Genomic DNA, 16,427 nt, shown 5'->3' on the forward strand with positions numbered 1-16,427 from the left:
GGCGCCGAGCCAGTAGCCGACGATCGGCGGACCGCCGGTTTGCGCGAGCCCACTGCAAAAGCCGGAGAGGCCGCCGATGCCGATTGAAAGCGCCGCGTGGTCCTTGCCGCGGTAGCGCCAGCCCGACAGCAACAACGCCATCAGCGCAGCGACGAAGCCGGAAATGATCCAGCGCGTGGTCACTGGATCGAGCACGCTGAGAAAATACGTGCCGATCGGCACGCCGACGAGTGCACCGAGCACCATGATCGCGGTGGCCTGGCGGTCGGCATGCTTCCACGCATTCGGAACCAGCGGCATGGCCGCGACGAAATCGATGATCAGCAGCAGCGCTGCGACCAGACGGGGCGCGGCGATGCTGCTCGCCAGCGGCATGAAAATCAGCGCGGAGCCGAAACCGGAAAAGCCGCGCGCCGTTCCCGAGACAAAGGCGATGGCACAGATTGCCAGCGCAACGTTGAGGCTGACGTCCGAAGGGATGAGACCGAACGGGCTCATCCCCGGAGAGTGCCGCCGGTCTTCTTCGTGACGTCAGTGACGATCTTGGCTGCCACCGCGTCGATCTCCTGGTCGGTCAGCGTCTTCTCGCGCGGCTGAATGGTGACCGCGATCGCAATCGACTTCTTGCCGTCGTCCATGCCCTTGCCCTCATAGACGTCGAACACGGTGACCTCTGTGATCAGCTTCTTGTCCGCGGCCAGCGCGGCGCGGACGATATCGCCCGCCTTGACGCTGCGGTCGACGATGAAGGCGAAGTCGCGCGACACCGGCTGGAACGCGGAGAGTTCGAGCGCGGGCTTGGCGCGGGTCGGCTTGCGCTTGGCCTCGGGGATGCGGTCGAGGATCACCTCGAACGCGATCATCGGACCATCGGCGCCGAGCGCCTCGAGCGCGCGCGGATGCAACTCGCCGAAATAGCCGAGCACGTTCTGCGGGCCGATCTGGATCGTGCCGGAACGGCCGGGATGCAGCCAAGCCGGGCCGCCGGGCACAATCTGCACCGCCTGCACCGGCGCGCCGGCCGCTGCCAGCACGGCAAACGCGTCGGCCTTGGCATCGAACGCGTCAGCGGTGGCCGAGCCGGACCAGCTCCGCCCCAGGCCTTCCAACGAGGCGAAGCCGTGGCGCACGCCGGAAGCGGCAACGAACTGGTCTTCCGGCCTGTCGCCCTTGAACACCTGGCCGACCTCGAACAGCGCCACGTCAGGATAACCGCGGTTGATGTTCGCCTGCGCCGCTGCGACCAGGCCGGGCAAGAGGCTCGGCCGCATGTCCGAGAGGTCGGATGCAATCGGGTTGGCAAGCGCCAGCTCGGCCTGACCACCGCCGAACAATTCCGCCGCGGGTTTTGAGATGAACGACCAGGTTACCGCCTCCACCATGCCCCGCGCGGCCAGCGCGCGCTTGGCGCGGCGGGTGCGGAGCTGGATAGGGGTGAGCACCGGCTTGCGAGGTTCCTCGCCACGATCGAACGGAGTCATCGGCACCTTGTCGACGCCGACGATGCGGACGATCTCCTCGACGATGTCGGCCTTGCCATGCACATCGGTGCGCCAGGACGGCACTGCGATCTTCACCACCGGGCCGGTGCCCGCGACCATGAAGCCGAGATGGGTGAGAATGCGCTTCGTCTCGACCAGCGAGACTTCGATTCCCGCGAGGCGCTTGACCTCGGTCAGCGGGAAATCGATCACGCGGTCGTCGCCGTAGCGATTGCCGACGACGATGCTTTCCGACGGCGCGCCGCCGCACAATTCCATCACTATCTTGGTCGCCAGCTCGAGACCAGGAACCATGAAGGCCGGGTCGACGCCGCGCTCGAAGCGATAGCGCGCATCCGAATTGATGCCGAGCTTGCGCCCGGTCTGCGCGATGTTGATCTCGTTCCACAGCGCCGATTCGATCAGTACGTCGGTGGTGTTCTCGTCGCAGCCGGAGGCCTCACCGCCCATGATGCCCGCGAGCGATTCGACGCCGGCATCATCTGCGATCACGCACATCGAGGAATCGAGCGTGTAGGTGCGGCCGTCGAGCGCGAGCAGGGTCTCGCCGTCGCGGGCGCGGCGCACCACCAGATTGCCCCTCACCTTTTTGGCGTCGAACACGTGCAGCGGACGCGCACGGTCGAAGGTCATGAAGTTGGTGATATCGACCAGCGCATTGATCGGCCGCAGCCCGATCGAAGCCAGGCGCTTCTGCAGCCATTCCGGCGATGGGCCGTTCTTCACGCCGCGCACCAGCCGCAGCGCGAAACCCGGGCAGAGCGAGGCGTCTTCCACCGTCACCGTGACAGGCGAGGGGAATTCACCCTTGATCGGCTTGATCGCGGGGTCGATGAGCTTGCCCATGTCGGCGGCGGAAAGATCGCGCGCGATCCCGTGCACGCCGGTGCAATCCTGCCGGTTCGGCGTCAGGTTGATCTCGATTGTCGGATCGCCGAGCCCGGCCCATTCGGCATAGCCCTGGCCGACGGGTGCGTCGGCGGGCAATTCGATGATGCCGTCATGATCGTCGGAGATCTCGAGCTCGGCCGCCGAACACAGCATGCCGCGGCTTTCGACGCCCCTGATCGTGCCGACGCCAAGCGTGATGTTCTTGCCGGGAATGAAGGTGCCGGGGGCTGAGAACACGCTGATCAGGCCGGTTCGCGCATTCGGCGCGCCGCAGACCACCTGCACCGGCGCAGCACCGTTGCCGGTGTCGACCATGCAGACCCGCAGACGATCGGCATTCGGATGCTGCTCGGCCGAGATCACCCGCGCAATGGTGAACGGCGCCAGCGCCTTCGCCTTGTCCTCGATGTTCTCGACCTCGAGCCCGATCATGGTGAGCTTGTCGGCGAGCTTTTCCAGGGGCTCGTCGGTGTCGAGATGTTCCTTCAGCCAGGAAAGGGTGAATTTCATGATGCCAACCTGTGATCGCGAAAAACCTCAACCAGACGAAAACGCTCGCACATCAGCATCATGTCTTCGCTGAATTTGCCCTGCCGACCGAAATAGCGGCGGTGCGCGTCCCGCCAATATTGCAGGCTGCGGTCACCTTCACCTTCTTCGTAGGCAAACGCTGCGTCGACCTCGCCAAAACGGCGATAGGTCACCTCGGTTGTTTCGATGACGCAAGCCGGTTCGCCGCGGCCGTCGAGCACGATCCAGCGTTCGCCTGATGTCGAGGTGTTCGGCTCGTCTTCAGTGCTGCAGGTCGCGGTCTTGATGCCTTTCATGACGAGTTCGAGCAATTCGTCGGCAAGCCCGGGGCCGTCGCCAAAGGCGAACGCGCGCAAGCTCCGATATTGCTCGGGCACAGCACTCAGATTCACGTACTCAGCCCTCCCGCGAGCGTCGGGAGATCGAGCGGCTTGAAGCCGTAGTGGCTGAGCCAGCGGACGTCGCTGTCGAACAATTGGCGCAGGTCGCTCATGCCGTATTTCAGCATCGCGATGCGGTCGATGCCCATGCCCCAGGCAAAACCCTGGTAGACGTCGGGGTCGAGGCCGCAGGCGCGCAGCACGTTCGGGTGCACCATGCCGCAGCCCAAAATCTCCAGCCAGTCCTCGCCCTCGCCGAAGCGGATCTCGCCCTTGTCGCGGCGGCACTGGATGTCGACTTCCAGCGACGGCTCGGTGAATGGGAAGAACGACGGCCGGAAGCGCATGTTGATGTGGTCGACCTCGAAGAACGCCTTGCAGAACTCGTGCAGGATCCATTTGAGGTGGCCGAGATGCGACTCCTTGTCGATCACGAGCCCCTCGACCTGGTGGAATTGCGGCGTGTGGGTCGCGTCCGAATCGATGCGATAGGTGCGGCCGGGACAGATCACGCGGATCGGCGGCTTCTGCGTCAGCATCGTGCGCACCTGCACCGGCGAGGTGTGGGTCCGCAACAGCATGCGCGAGCCATCCTCCTTCGGATTGAAGAAGAAGGTGTCGTGCATCTCGCGCGCGGGATGGCCGATCGGGAAGTTCAACTTGGTGAAGTTGTAGTCGTCGGTCTCTATGTCGGGACCTTCGGCGACCGAAAATCCCATGTCGGCGAAGATCGCCGTCAGCTCGTCCCAGACCTGGCTGAGCGGATGGATGCGGCCCGCTTCCGCCGGCGCCTCGCGCAGCGGCAGTGTGACGTCGATGGTCTCAGAGGCAAGCCGGGCATCGAGCGCGGCGGCCTTCAGCACCTCGCGGCGCTCGGCGAGCGCCTGAGTGACCTTGTCCTTGGCAAGGTTGATCGCCGCGCCTTGTGTCTTGCGCTCCTCGGGCGACATCTTGCCAAGGGTGGCAAGCAGCGCCGAGACTGAGCCTTTCTTGCCGAGGGCGGCGACACGCACGGCTTCCAGCGCCGCCTCGTCGCCGGCGTTGGTAATGTCAGCGAGGATTTGCGATTCGAGTTGGGCTAGGTCGGTCATGGCAATCCCTTTTGGCCAGGATACCAAGCCGGCGCTCCCAGCCCGCATGCCCGGACCTAGCCGGGCATGACAATTTCCAGAAACTTCGCAGAAAAGCGACGATGGTTTAGGCCGCGAGCGCGGCCTTGGCCTTCTCGGCGATCGCCTGGAACGCCGCCGGCTCGTGGATCGCGAGATCCGACAGCACCTTGCGGTCGACAACGACGCCCGACTTGGAGAGGCCGTCGATAAAGCGGCTGTAGGTCATGCCGAACGGGCGGACGGCGGCGTTGAGGCGCTGGATCCAGAGCGCGCGGAAGGTCCGCTTCTTGCGCTTGCGGTCGCGGAACGCATATTGGCCGGCCTTCTCGACCGCCTGCTTGGCGACGCGGATGGTGTTCTTGCGGCGGCCGTAATAGCCCTTGGCGGTCTTGTAGACTTTCTTGTGCTTGGCGTGGGCGGTCACACCGCGTTTGACGCGAGACATGACTTAAATCCTTAGATTTCTGAAGTGGTGACGGGGGCCGCGCGGACCGCGGCGAGGTTCAAGCGGCTCGGCTCAAGCGTTCGGCAAGAAGTACTTCTTGATGTTGTCGCCGTCGGTCTTGAACAGCACGCGGGTGCCGCGGAGCTGGCGGATCTGCTTGTTGGTCCGCTTGATCATGCCGTGGCGCTTGCCGCGCTGGGCGTGCATCACCTTGCCGGTACCGGTCACTTTGAAGCGCTTTTTGGCGCCCGATTTGGTCTTCAGCTTGGGCATTTGGCTCTCCTTAAGTGCCAGCACGAAACCGCCCCGCGAGGGGCGCCGGCCGGCTAAATGCTCGTTAGAGCGTTGAATGTGCTCAGGTTTTTCGCAAATGAAACAACCCGCACAGAACGTCGCCACGGCAGCCCTTGATCAGCCGGGCGGCGAAGGTTGCGCTTATGGCAGAGTAGGGGCGAATTGGCAATCCCGGAACCGCTGCGGGACGCCTGCATCGCTTGGCGACAGACCCGGGTTGCGCTGCGCTCCACCCGGGCTACGGGCTGAACGGAAACGCCCGCCGGATCGGTCCGGCGGGCGTTTTCTTTCACCGATCGAAAATTCGCCTCAGCGCGGCGCCAGCACCATCACGACCTGGCGGCCTTCGAACTTCGCGTCCTGCTCGACCTTGGCGTATTGCGCGACGTCGGCCTTGACCTTGTCCAACAGTTTGGTGCCGATTTCCTGGTGCGCCATTTCACGACCGCGGTAGCGCAAGGTGATCTTGACCTTGTCGCCCTCCTCAAAGAAGCGCTGCATCGCGCGCATCTTCACGTCGTAGTCGTGATCGTCGATCATCGGACGGAGCTTGATCTCCTTGATCTCGACGATCTTCTGTTTCTTGCGGGCTTCGGCGGCTTTCTTCTGCGCAGAATATTTGTACTTCCCGTAGTCCATGATCTTGCAGACCGGGGGACTCGTATTCGGCGAAATCTCGACCAGGTCCATACCGGCTTCCATGGCCATCTTGATGGCCACCATGGTTTCCACGGTGCCTATATTGGTACCGTTCTGGTCGATTAGCTGGATCTGCGCGTTGCGGATTTCATCGTTGGTGCGCGGCCCGTCTTTGGCGACAGCGGGCGGGGCTCTATTGGGACGGCGAATGGGTAACTCTCCAAAGTTGTGAAGGAAGGCGATATTTTGAAGCAATACTTGGCAACGGGCAAGCGTGCTCGCAAGTTGCATCCCAAAACCGTCAAATGCGCGGCATTTAGGTCACGCGACAGAGCAGATATTTGGTGAGCGGATACTCTACAAGGAGAGATATGTTCCCTGCTCACGGTTTGCCCGTGTCTATCGAAAACGCACTGATGAGAATGACGATCCCATGACCAGTCCCGCGACTATCGACCAGGAACCAGAGTTCATCGAGGTAGGGAACGGCGCCGAAAGCCGCCGCATTGCGGTGCGGGCGCGCGGAGGTCGCAGCCTTGCGGGCGGTCCTGAGCGTAGTCCTGGGCTGTTCTGGCTCGGCGGCTTCAATTCCGACATGAAGGGCACCAAGGCGGTCGCGCTCGATGCGTGGGTCGTGGAACACGAACGCGCCTTTGTCCGGTTCGATTATTCCGGCCATGGCGAATCCGGCGGCAAGTTCATCGACGGCACCATTGGACGCTGGCTCGAGGAGAGTGTCGCGGTGTTCGCGCAGTTCTGCAGCGGGCCGCAGGTCGTGATCGGCTCCTCGATGGGCGGCTGGATGGCGCTGCTGCTGGCGCGCGAGCTTGCCAGGCGTGCCGACATCAGCGCCTCGCTCGCGGGAATGGTACTGATCGCGCCGGCGCCGGATTTCACCGAAGAGCTGATGTGGAAGGGCTTTTCGCCGGAAATCCGTGCCGAGATCGAGACCAAGGGCGTCTGGCTGCGGCCGTCGCAATATGGCGATAGCCCCTATCCGATCACGCGGGCGCTGATCGAGGAGGGACGCAATCATTTGTTACTCGGGGCCAAGATCGATGTCGGCTGCCCGGTGCGCATCCTGCAGGGCGCGCAGGATCCCGACGTGCCCTGGCAACACGCGTTCACGCTGGCGCATCGGCTGCCGAGCGAGGACGTGGTGCTGACCATGATCCAGGACGGCGACCACCGCCTGTCGCGCCCGCAGGACATCGCCCGCATCATCGCCGCAGTGAAGGAGATGGGGTGAGCGGCCACTCACGCTGTCATCATCCGCGAAGGCGGATGATCCAGTACGCCGCGGCCCATCGATGTATCACGACCGCTGTGGAATACTGGATGCTCCCGCCTGCGCGGGGCATGACAGAAAGAGTGGGGAGAAACGCCATGGAAACAACGTGCTTGCTCCGCGCCTTCTGCGATGCTGTCGAACAGCGGAAGGGCGCTGCATTCGCTGATTTGTTCACGGACGACGGCGTCTATCACGACGTGTTCTATGGCGCGTTCACGGGGCATGCCGCGATCGCTGACATGATCCATGACGTCTTCTATCGCACCGCGACCGATTTCCGCTGGGACATGCATGACCCCGTCAGCGACGGCCGTATGCTGTACGCGCGCTATACGTTCAGCTACCGCTCGACGCTGCCGGAGGCTGGTGGCGCGCGGGCGATGTTCGAGGGCGTTGCGATCATGACCCTTCGCGATGGCCGCATCGCGGAATATCACGAGGTCGCCAACACCGCCCCGGCCTTCCTCGATATGCACTTTGTGCCAGAGCGAATCGCAAAGATCGTCGCCAAGCAGGGCGCCGAGCTGAAGGCGCGCCCCGAGATGGCGCGGCATCTCGCCAACTGAGGCCGTCATTCCGGGGCGCGCGTTAGCGCGAGCCCGGAATCCATCAGGCCGCGGGGTAAGTGGTGAAATGGATTCCGGGCTCGATGCTGCGCATCGCCCCGGAATGACAAGGGGTGAGGACGTTGCGCTGCTCAAGCCGGCGCCGACTTGCGCGCCTGTGGCCGCGTGTTGCCGGCATGAGAGCGCCAGCTCGCGATTTCCGCAAGCTCCGCTTCCGGCCGCTTCACGACCGTCTGACGCCGCCCGAGATAGATATTGCCACCATCGCCCTCGATGGTGATCCAGTCGCCCGCCAGGATGGGCGACTTGCCGAGCGAGGCGCGTTCGGCCGCGGCGTCGATCGTCATGTCGGCGCATCCGACGATGCACGGCTTGCCCATCTGCCGCGCGACCAGCGCGGCATGGGCCGTGCGGGCGCCGACGGCGGTGACGATGCCGGCCGCCACCGCAAAGCCGGCGACATCGGCCGTACTGGTGTCCGGGCGCATCAGGATCACGGGGTCGCCGGCGGAAGCAAGCCGCTGCGCGCTTTCGGAATCGAAGGCGGCGCGCCCCACAGCAATGCCGCCGGAGGCGCCGATGCCGGTGACGACCGGATCCTCCACTGCTGCCAGCGAGACTTCGACCAGCGAGGCGAGGTCGACATCGGCGATGCGGCTAAGCCCTTCCTTCGGCGTGATCAGTCCCTCATGCACGAGGTCGATCGCGATCTTTAGTGCGGCGCGCGGCGTGCGCTTGGCGGAGCGCGTCTGCAGGATCCACAATTTGCCATCCTCGACGGTGAACTCGACGTCCTGGACGTCAGCGAATTCCCGCTCCAGCCGCTTCAGGATGTCGCCGAGCTCGCTCGTGAGCCTCGGCAACGCGCGGGCGATCGTCGCCTCATTGTCTGGCGTGCGCCGGCCGGACACGACGTCCTCTCCTTGCGCGTCGAGCACCAGGTCGATCATCGGCCGCGCCGTGCCGTTCGAAGGGTCGCGCGAGAAGGCAACGCCCGCGCCCGAAGCGAGCCCGCCATTGCCGAACACCATGGCCTGCACCGTCACGGCGGTGCCCTTCAAATCTTCGAGGTTTTGCAGCCGGCGATAGGTCTGCGCGCGCTCGCTCATCCAGGATTGGTAGACCGCGTGGGCTGCGCGTTCGAGCTGCGCTTCCGCATCCTCGAGCCAACCGTCGTCGCGATCCTCGATCAACGCCTGCTCGTCGGCGGCGAGCCGTTCGATCGCCTCGCTGTCGAGCTCGCGGTCGGTCGCAACGCCTTCTTGCGCGGTAAGCTCGGCGATCCGCGTCGCGAATGGCGCAAGGTCGAAGCCGAGCACGGTCTCGGCAAAGCTTTCCAGGAAACGCCGGCGGCAGTCCCATGCCAATCGCGGCCGGCCGGTTGCGCGGATCAGGCCGTGCACCGCGCGCGAAGTGCAGCCGACATTGAGCACCGTCTCCAGCATGCCGGGCATCGATCGCGCAGCACCGGAGCGCACCGAGACCAATAGCGGATGCCGGTGATCGCCGAAACGCTTGCCGGTGACGCTTTCGAGGAACGCGATGCCTTCCTTCAGCCCGTCGCGCAGCCGCCGCTCCGCGTGCGCGTGCTTGTCGGTGAGGTCAGCGCAGAGTTTCACCGGCAGCACGAACGCCGGGGGCACCGGCAGGCCGAGCGCCGCCATCAGCGCGAGGTTCGCAGCCTTGGCGCCGATCTCTTCGGCCGGGTGACAGGAGGTCTCGTCGCCGCCGATACGGACGATTTGCATTGTTGCCTCCCCTTCACGCCGCCAGATCGATCATGATGTGCCGCCGCAACAGGTGCCCGAAGCCGGCGAGGCGGTCGGTCGAGCGCTCCACTGCGCGGGCGAGTTCGAGTGTGGACAGCGAGGTCGCGACATCGTGGCCGCCGGTGAACACCAGCGCGGTGATGGTGCGTTCGCATGTGTCGGCGGCGTGCTCGGCGTCGACCAGGCGGACGACGGCAGCGAGCGCATCCTCGGAATCGGCGCGGCGGCCCTCCGGCACTTCGATCGCAGCGGCAAGCCCGCTGGCGGCGGCTTCGGTCGCGGTGATGGCGACCGCGCAGAGTTCGGCGAGCGCCGACACCAGCGACTTGTCGAGGCAGGCAGGCGTAAGCGAGGCGATGAAGGCGGCCTGTTCGAGTTCATCGACGGCTTCTTCGGCGCGATCGATCAACTGCCCGATGACGGGGCGCGCATCGAGCCGGGTGACTTCGCGCCGCGCCTCGAAGGCGAGGCGATCCGCCTTCTGCTCGATATGGCTTGCGCGCGCGGCGAGCGCCTTGCCGTCGGCGGTCTGGTTGGCCTGTAGCGTGGCGACATAACGGGAGATGGCGGCGACGAGGTCATGCGCCAGCCCGACCTGACGCAGCACCATCGCCAGCAGCGCGCTCTCGACCCGCTCCAGCCGCCGCACCAGATCGGCCTCGATCTGGTCACGCACCATCCTGACCGATTGACCGGCGAGCAGCGCCTCGGTCGAAAGCCGCAGCACGGTCTTGAGGAAATCGATCGCGGCCGCGCGACCGAGCGCCTGGTCGAGCCGCTCACCGAAACCGATGCGGTTCGGCGCGGCATTGCGCACGGCGCCGCCGAGCAGTTCATTGCCGCCGAGTTCGAGGAAGGCGCGGTGGCCGATCCGGTGCCGCGCCGCCCATTCCAGGATCCGCGCGGCGTCGTCCTTGGCGACCCAGCTCCGCAGCAATTTCCGCGCCTTGTTCCAGTCGATCAGGAACACCAGCGCGGCGCCCACCGCGGCCAGGAAATCGTTGCGGTCCGCGGCGCTTCCGCCTTCGAACTGGCCGGTGACGAGGAAGAAGGCGCTGTCCTCGCCAAGGCCATCAGCCGAGTGGCGGTCGAGCCCGCTCCACTTCGCCTCGAACTTGTCGAACAGCGAGATGAAGAATTTCGCGCGCGCCAGATGCACGTCGCTGTAGGTGACGGTGACCGCGTTCTTCCTGACCGCAATCACCAGGACATGCGCGTCGGTGGTGCCGATGTCATTCTGGATCAGGAGCCGGCCGTCGGACCGCGTCGCCATGGTGTCGAGGCCGGGGTGATCGAATTTGAGGCCGCGCGTCTCGTTGAGACCCTTCATGAAGCTTTCGACCGGCGCGCGGTCCTCGCTGTGCAGGCCGAACACATGGGCGCCGGCAAGCACCTCTTCCGAGCAGTCGGCGGCGAGCTTGTTGAGCGCCTTGTGCAGCTCCATCACCAGCCGGTGCAGGCTCGCGCCGGAGTCCTCGCCGACACCGGTCAGCCGTGCGATCCGCGCGAAGTCGATCTCGCTGGATGCATCGAGCAGGCCGGCGGTGCGGATCGAACCGAGACGTGCATTCGCCTTCTCGCCGTCCGCCACGCTGCCCGCATTCACCGCGCGGAGCATGGTTGCGATGTCGTCCTGGATCTCCTTCATCAGCTTTGCGAGCGCGGGTGCACTGAGACGGCTGTCGCCGATCATGTGCGCGCCGCTGACCAAGGAGGCGATGGCCGCCGGCGCGATCCCTGCGGCATGGCTTTCCACGGCAAGCTGGTTGATCGGGCGATCGGGCTGCCGCGCATGTTCGGCGGCGGCCTGCAGCGCGCTCAAGCGGACCTTGATGCGGTCGTTGGCGGCGAGGCCTTCGGCGACGAGCGACGGCAAGAGAATATCGGCCTGACCGAGTTCTCTAATGATCTGTGCTTTCATGAGACCACCGGGCGCGAGACATCACTGCCATCTCTATGCCTTGCGTCCGGGGCGGTCTCCTTGCGCTAGATCATTCATATAGCTGTCATATTCGATCTGATGCGGCCGCGAGGTCGCCGAACTCGCGCGTTACACACGACTATCGACCCTCATGGTGAGGAGGCGCGTGAGCGCCGTCTCCGGACGATGCTTCGCATCGCCGGGAGAACCATGAGGGCCGCCCGGTGGCCTCATCCTTCGAGACGCGCTTCGCGCTCCTCAGGATGAGGGTCTGATACGGGCGCCGATGCGCGCCATTCTTCGCGCACGCTGTCGTCGGTCTCCGAATCGATTGCGTGCGATGCCAGCGCGGCAAAAGCTTCCGGTTCGACGAGTTGCGACAAGGCCCAGACGGCTGCGCCGCGCACCAGCGGGCTTGCATCGTCGAGCAGGCGCTCGGCCTCGCCGGCCAAAGCGGCATCGTCGGAGTTGCCGATCGCGATCAGAACGTTGCGGACAAAGCGGTTGCGGCCGATGCGCTTGACCGGCGATTTCGAAAACAGCGCGCGGAACGCGGCATCGTCGAGCCGCACGAGATCGGCAAGCACTGGGGCGCGCAATTCCTCGCGCGCTGCGAGCTTTGCTTCACGTCCGGCTTGCGCGAACTTGTTCCACGGGCACACCGCGAGGCAATCGTCGCAGCCATAGATGCGGTTGCCGATCGTTTTGCGGAATTCGCGCGGGATCGGGCCCTTGCTCTCGATAGTGAGATAGGAGATGCAGCGCCGCGCATCGAGCTTGTAGGGCGCGGGAAATGCCGCGGTCGGGCAGATGTCCTGGCAGGCGGTGCAGGAGCCGCAATGATCGATGTCGGCGGAATCGCGCGGCAGCTCGCTTGCGGTGAAGATCGCGCCGAGGAACAGCCATGAGCCGAAGTCGCGCGACACCAGGTTGGTGTGCTTGCCCTGCCAGCCGAGACCGGCGGTTTGCGCGAGCGGCTTTTCCATCACGGCCGCGGTGTCGATGAACACCTTCACCTCATCGCCGCTGGCCGCGACCAGCCATCGCGCCAGCGTCTTGAGCCGCTTCTTGATCACATCGTGATAATCATCGCCCTGCGCATAAGCCGAGATCGCGCCGCGGTCGCGGCGCTTCAGGATCTCGAGCGGATTCTCGTCCGGCCCGTAATTGACGCCGAGCATGATGATCGAGCGCACGCCGGGCCAGAGCACGCGCGGATCGCTGCGGCGCTCAGGATGCGCCGCAAGCCAATCCATGTCGCCATGGCCGCCCAAGTCGAGGAACTCGCGGAAATATTTGGCCGCGCCGCCGATCGCGCCGGGATCGGTCACGCCGATGCAGTCGAAGCCGAGCGCGCGGGCTTCGCATTCGAGCGCGGATTTGAGATCGGCCGGTGAAAGCTTGGGCGGTGGGTTCAGAAGTCGAGGTCCACATAGGTCCGCGACGCCGGCACGCCCGCCAGCCATTCGCTGAGCAGCGGGCGGAACGACGGGCGGGATTTCACCCGCGCGTACCACGCCTTTGCTGCGTCGTCCTCGCTCCATGGCACGTCGCCTAGATAGTCGATCGCCGAAAGATGCGCCGCGGCGGCGAGATCCGCGTAAGTGAGCCGGTCGCCGGCGAGATAGTTCCGCGTCCGCGCCAGCCAGCCGATATAGGTCAGATGATAGCGCACATTGGCCTTGCCCGCGCGCAGCACCTCCGCATTCGGGGCGCCTCCGCCGTCTTCCTCGCTCATGAAGCGCTTGTAGATGCGCTCGGTCACCAGCGGATTGGAGGCCTCCTCGAAGAACTTGTCGTTGAACCACGACATCAGCCGGCGCACCTCGACGCGTTCGGCCATCGAGGTCGGCATCAGGCGCCGGTCGCCGGCATTCAGCCCATGCGCCTCGTCGAGATATTCGGCGATCACGCCGACACCGGGAACCGGCGGGAAACCCTCGGCGATCAAGGTCGGCGTCGTTGCCGCCGGATTGAGCGCCAGATAGGCCTCGCGACGTTCCCAGACCCGTTCCTCCACCAGCCGCAGATCGAGCCCGTATTCGCCAAGCACCAGGCGAATGAAACGGGAATGCGGACAGAACGGATGATGAAACAGCGTGTACATGAAGTCCTTCAGCAGTTCACGGCCTGATCGTGTCGAAGCCGCGGCAGATCAGGGACACTAATTCACGATGCGATTAGATGAAATCGGATCATGGTCCCATGTCTTTGTTTGAGCATGATCTTTTTGCAGAACCGGTCTGCCACTTCTCCGCACCATGCTCTCAGTTTGAGCATGATCTCCGCGCAAACGCATCGCGTTTGTCGCGAAGGAAAACCGGTTTCCGCTTTTCCGGATCATGCTCTAGCCAATCAGACGAATCAGGCAACCTATGTTTGGCGTTTTTAGCGATTGCAGCAAAACGGGGAATAGGCGAGAAGAACCCGATTTCTCCAGCAAAAGCAGGCCACATCATGATGACCGATACGTTGCGGGCGGTGATTCTGGGCATAATCGAAGGCGTGACGGAGTTCCTGCCCGTTTCATCGACCGGCCATCTCCTGCTGGCGGAACGATTCTTCGGACTCGGCGAAGGCCCCTTCTGGGACAGCTTCACCGTCCTGATCCAGCTCGGCGCGATCCTTGCCATCGTCGGACTCTATTTCGGCAAATTGTGGCGGGTCGCGCTCGGCATGTTCTCCAATGCGGATGACCGGCGCTTCGTCATCGGCGTGCTGGTCGCGTTCCTGCCGGCCGTCATCGTCGGCCTCATTGCCGGCAAATACATCAAGACCGTTCTGTTCAATCCGTGGGTCGTGTGCTTCTCGCTGATCGTCGGCGGCGCCATCCTGCTGTGGGTCGATCAGCTCGAGCTCAAGCCGCGCGAACATGACGCGACGAGATTCCCGCTGCTGATGTACCTTTGGATCGGCATCGCGCAGTGCATGGCGATGATCCCGGGCGTGTCGCGCTCCGGCGCCTCGATCGTCGCGGCAATGCTGCTCGGCTCCGACAAGCGCGCGGCGGCGGAGTTCTCATTCTTCCTGGCGATCCCGACCATGATCGGCGCCTTCGCCTATGATTTCTACAAGAACCGCGCCGAGATGACGACGGACAATCTATGGATCGTCGCGATCGGATTCGTGGTCTCGCTCATCACCGCTGTGGTCGTGGTGAAGACCTTTCTCTCCTATGTCACCCGCCACGGCTTCACACTGTTCGCGTGGTGGCGCGTGATCGTCGGCACGCTCGGCCTGATCGCGCTGGCGCTAGGAAGGTAAGAGTCAGTTTCGTAGCCCGGATGGAGCGAAGCGTAATCCGGGGTCGGCGCATCCGCGTCTGCGGTGTTCCCGGATTACGCTTCGCTCCATCCGGGCTACAATCTGCGTCAAGCCTGAGACGGTGGACGATATGCGTTCTTGCGCTCGAACTGGCCGGCCGGGCGGAAGCGCCAGAGATATTGCGGGGCGATTGCTTCCAGCGAATCGGGGGTGATGCCCAATCCTTCGAAGGTGAGGCCCGCGGCCTTGGCCGCGTCCGACACCACATTGTCCTTGCGCAACAGCTCGACCTGATCCGCCGTGAGCTTCAGCGCGCCCGGTGCGAATTGCAGGAACGCGGCCATGATCTTGGCGAGGCCGAACGGCAGCGAGACCAGCGCGCGGTCGCGGTCGGTGATATCAAGGATCGTCTCCATGATCTCGCGCATGGTCAGCACTTCCGGGCCGCCCAATTCGTAGGTCGCGCCCGGCTTGGTCTTGCCGTCGACGGCATCGGCCACCGCGGTGGCGACGTCGCCGACATAGGCCGGCTGCATCTTGGTCAGGCCGCCGCCGACCAGCGGGATTGCCGGCGACATCCGGGCCATCCCCGCGAAACGGTTGGTGAATTGATCCTCCGGCCCGAACACCAACGACGGGCGCAGGATGGTGGCGGACGGCGAGGCCGCCAGCACCGCCGCTTCGCCAGCCGCCTTGGCGCGGGCATAGGCGGAAGCCGAATCGGCGTCGGCGCCGATCGCCGAGACATGCACCACCCGCGCGCCTTCCGCGCTTGCGGCCGCAGCCACCGCCTCGGCGCCCTTGGCCTGAACCGCCTCGAACGTCTGCCCGCCGCTCTCGGTGAGGATGCCGACCAGGTTAACGGCGACGTGAGAATCGCGCATCGCGTCGGCCACCGAGGCCGGGTAGCGCAGATTGGCCTGGACGGCGTGGATCTGGCCGACCTTGCCGAGCGGCTGCAGGTGCCCGGCCAGTTCCGGTCGCCGGACGGCGACGCGAACGCGGTAATCCCGCTTGCACAGCGCCCGGACCACGTGCCGCCCCAGGAAGCCCGATCCGCCGAAAACCGTGACGAGCGTTTCCAGGTTCGATGCCATGGGTCAGTTCCTGCGGGTCGAAATAGGTGCGATTTTGGGGCCTGTTCAGCCGGATGTCGCGATACGCCATCGCGGTCACCCTGTACAGACTATTTGAGTTTCCAATCGTCTATTTGACAAGCGCGCGACCGGTCCTTACTAACCCCGCCACGTGCCCAGGTGGTGGAATTGGTAGACGCGCTGGCTTCAGGTGCCAGTGGCCTCACGGCCGTGAAGGTTCGAGTCCTTTCCTGGGCACCATCGCATTGCGATGTTGTTGATTTCGCTGAAGTCCTTGTTATTCAAGGGTGGTCGACCGTCTCAACTGGTACACAGAGACGGTACACATGCTTCTGCAAAGCTCTTCTCCTGTCCTCCGCGACGGCTCTTCCTTCAAAACCCTCCGACTACGTGTCCCGGCCGACTTGCGCGTCAAGGCGCTTGGCTGCGTGCTGCGCGATCCGGTTGGAGACGAGACTGCTACGATACGGGTGGGCCGTGCTGGTGGGGGTAACCTTGCCAGACAGGAATGAACGGATGAGGATCGCACCGATTTCCCATGAAAAATAAGGGCTTTTCGAGCCAACAAGTCAGCGTGGTGCAGCAGCGCGGAGAGCAGTTGTCGTCCAACCGTTCAGAACTCGAAGCGCCTGCTGGTGATTGAAGCTGCTCTTGAACGGCGAATTGAGGTTCTTGAGGCTGATGCCGCTAGACTTAAAAAGTGTTCACGCTAGTACCCACTTTTC

At 64.3% G+C, this 16,427-nt stretch carries 15 protein-coding genes and 1 tRNA gene; 4 read left to right on the forward strand and 12 right to left on the reverse strand.

The annotated features are described in order from the left end of the window. The 7 genes from CWO89_RS26915 to infC form a co-directional block, all read right to left on the reverse strand. Positions 1–498 (reverse strand): sulfite exporter TauE/SafE family protein (locus CWO89_RS26915; protein ID WP_130581644.1); only part of this gene is annotated, 498 nt, incomplete at its 3' end. Then, the gene (gene pheT / locus CWO89_RS26920) at positions 495–2,903 is read right to left on the reverse strand and encodes a phenylalanine--tRNA ligase subunit beta (protein WP_130581645.1); all 2,409 of its coding nucleotides are present in this window, start codon (positions 2,901–2,903) and stop codon (positions 495–497) included. The genes pheT and CWO89_RS26915, both read right to left, overlap by 4 nt. After that, positions 2,900–3,310 (reverse strand): ASCH domain-containing protein, encoded by a 411-nt coding sequence (locus CWO89_RS26925; protein ID WP_130581654.1) that lies wholly within the window; start codon positions 3,308–3,310, stop codon positions 2,900–2,902. Before CWO89_RS26925 ends, pheT begins: the two co-directional genes overlap by 4 nt. 2 nt (positions 3,311–3,312) lie before the next feature. Then, complete coding sequence (gene pheS / locus CWO89_RS26930; RefSeq protein WP_130581646.1) at positions 3,313–4,395, reverse strand: phenylalanine--tRNA ligase subunit alpha; 1,083 nt, start codon at positions 4,393–4,395, stop codon at positions 3,313–3,315. Between the two features lie 106 nt (positions 4,396–4,501). Then, positions 4,502–4,861, reverse strand: coding sequence for a 50S ribosomal protein L20 (gene rplT, locus CWO89_RS26935; RefSeq protein WP_130581647.1), 360 nt, complete (start codon positions 4,859–4,861; stop codon positions 4,502–4,504). 72 nt (positions 4,862–4,933) lie between these two features. Then, positions 4,934–5,134: a 50S ribosomal protein L35 gene (gene rpmI / locus CWO89_RS26940; RefSeq protein ID WP_028164829.1), complete on the reverse strand. Its 201-nt coding sequence runs from the start codon at positions 5,132–5,134 to the stop codon at positions 4,934–4,936. Positions 5,135–5,464: 330 nt separating this feature from the next. Then, positions 5,465–6,004 carry a translation initiation factor IF-3 gene (gene infC / locus CWO89_RS26945; protein WP_130581655.1) on the reverse strand — a complete coding sequence of 180 codons (540 nt, stop codon included), beginning with the start codon at positions 6,002–6,004 and terminating at the stop codon, positions 5,465–5,467. Between the two features lie 223 nt (positions 6,005–6,227). On the opposite strand from infC, the gene CWO89_RS26950 reads away from it, so the two are divergent. Together CWO89_RS26950 and CWO89_RS26955 are read left to right on the forward strand one after the other, a co-directional pair. Next, positions 6,228–7,043: an alpha/beta hydrolase gene (locus CWO89_RS26950; RefSeq protein ID WP_130581648.1), complete on the forward strand. Its 816-nt coding sequence runs from the start codon at positions 6,228–6,230 to the stop codon at positions 7,041–7,043. A 137-nt stretch (positions 7,044–7,180) separates the two neighbouring features. Then, positions 7,181–7,651 (forward strand): nuclear transport factor 2 family protein, encoded by a 471-nt coding sequence (locus CWO89_RS26955; RefSeq protein WP_130581649.1) that lies wholly within the window; start codon positions 7,181–7,183, stop codon positions 7,649–7,651. A gap of 131 nt (positions 7,652–7,782) precedes the next feature. On the opposite strand, the gene CWO89_RS26960 is transcribed toward CWO89_RS26955, so the two are convergent. From CWO89_RS26960 to CWO89_RS26975, 4 genes are all read right to left on the reverse strand, one after another. After that, on the reverse strand, positions 7,783–9,399 hold the full coding sequence (locus tag CWO89_RS26960; RefSeq protein WP_130581650.1) for a PEP/pyruvate-binding domain-containing protein: 1,617 nt from the start codon (positions 9,397–9,399) through the stop codon (positions 7,783–7,785). A gap of 13 nt (positions 9,400–9,412) precedes the next feature. Continuing rightward, positions 9,413–11,341, reverse strand: a complete 1,929-nt coding sequence (locus CWO89_RS26965; RefSeq protein WP_130581651.1) for a hypothetical protein — start codon at positions 11,339–11,341, stop codon at positions 9,413–9,415. 230 nt (positions 11,342–11,571) lie between these two features. Further along, a complete protein-coding gene (gene queG, locus CWO89_RS26970; protein WP_130581652.1) occupies positions 11,572–12,807 on the reverse strand; it encodes a tRNA epoxyqueuosine(34) reductase QueG in 1,236 nt (411 codons plus the stop codon). Continuing rightward, positions 12,756–13,448, reverse strand: a complete 693-nt coding sequence (locus CWO89_RS26975; RefSeq protein WP_028164834.1) for a glutathione S-transferase family protein — start codon at positions 13,446–13,448, stop codon at positions 12,756–12,758. Before CWO89_RS26975 ends, queG begins: the two co-directional genes overlap by 52 nt. 350 nt (positions 13,449–13,798) lie before the next feature. On the opposite strand from CWO89_RS26975, the gene CWO89_RS26980 reads away from it, so the two are divergent. Next, positions 13,799–14,605 carry an undecaprenyl-diphosphate phosphatase gene (locus tag CWO89_RS26980; RefSeq protein WP_165421360.1) on the forward strand — a complete coding sequence of 269 codons (807 nt, stop codon included), beginning with the start codon at positions 13,799–13,801 and terminating at the stop codon, positions 14,603–14,605. Positions 14,606–14,712: 107 nt separating this feature from the next. Here the strand turns inward: CWO89_RS26980 and CWO89_RS26985 are convergent, their stop codons facing one another. After that, complete coding sequence (locus CWO89_RS26985) at positions 14,713–15,702, reverse strand: complex I NDUFA9 subunit family protein (RefSeq protein ID WP_130581653.1); 990 nt, start codon at positions 15,700–15,702, stop codon at positions 14,713–14,715. A gap of 153 nt (positions 15,703–15,855) precedes the next feature. On the opposite strand from CWO89_RS26985, the gene CWO89_RS26990 reads away from it, so the two are divergent. Then, positions 15,856–15,942: transfer RNA gene (locus CWO89_RS26990), tRNA-Leu, on the forward strand. The last annotated feature ends 485 nt before the right edge of the window (positions 15,943–16,427 follow it).

Source organism: Bradyrhizobium sp. Leo170 (assembly GCF_004296405.1).
Lineage (GTDB): Bacteria > Pseudomonadota > Alphaproteobacteria > Rhizobiales > Xanthobacteraceae > Bradyrhizobium.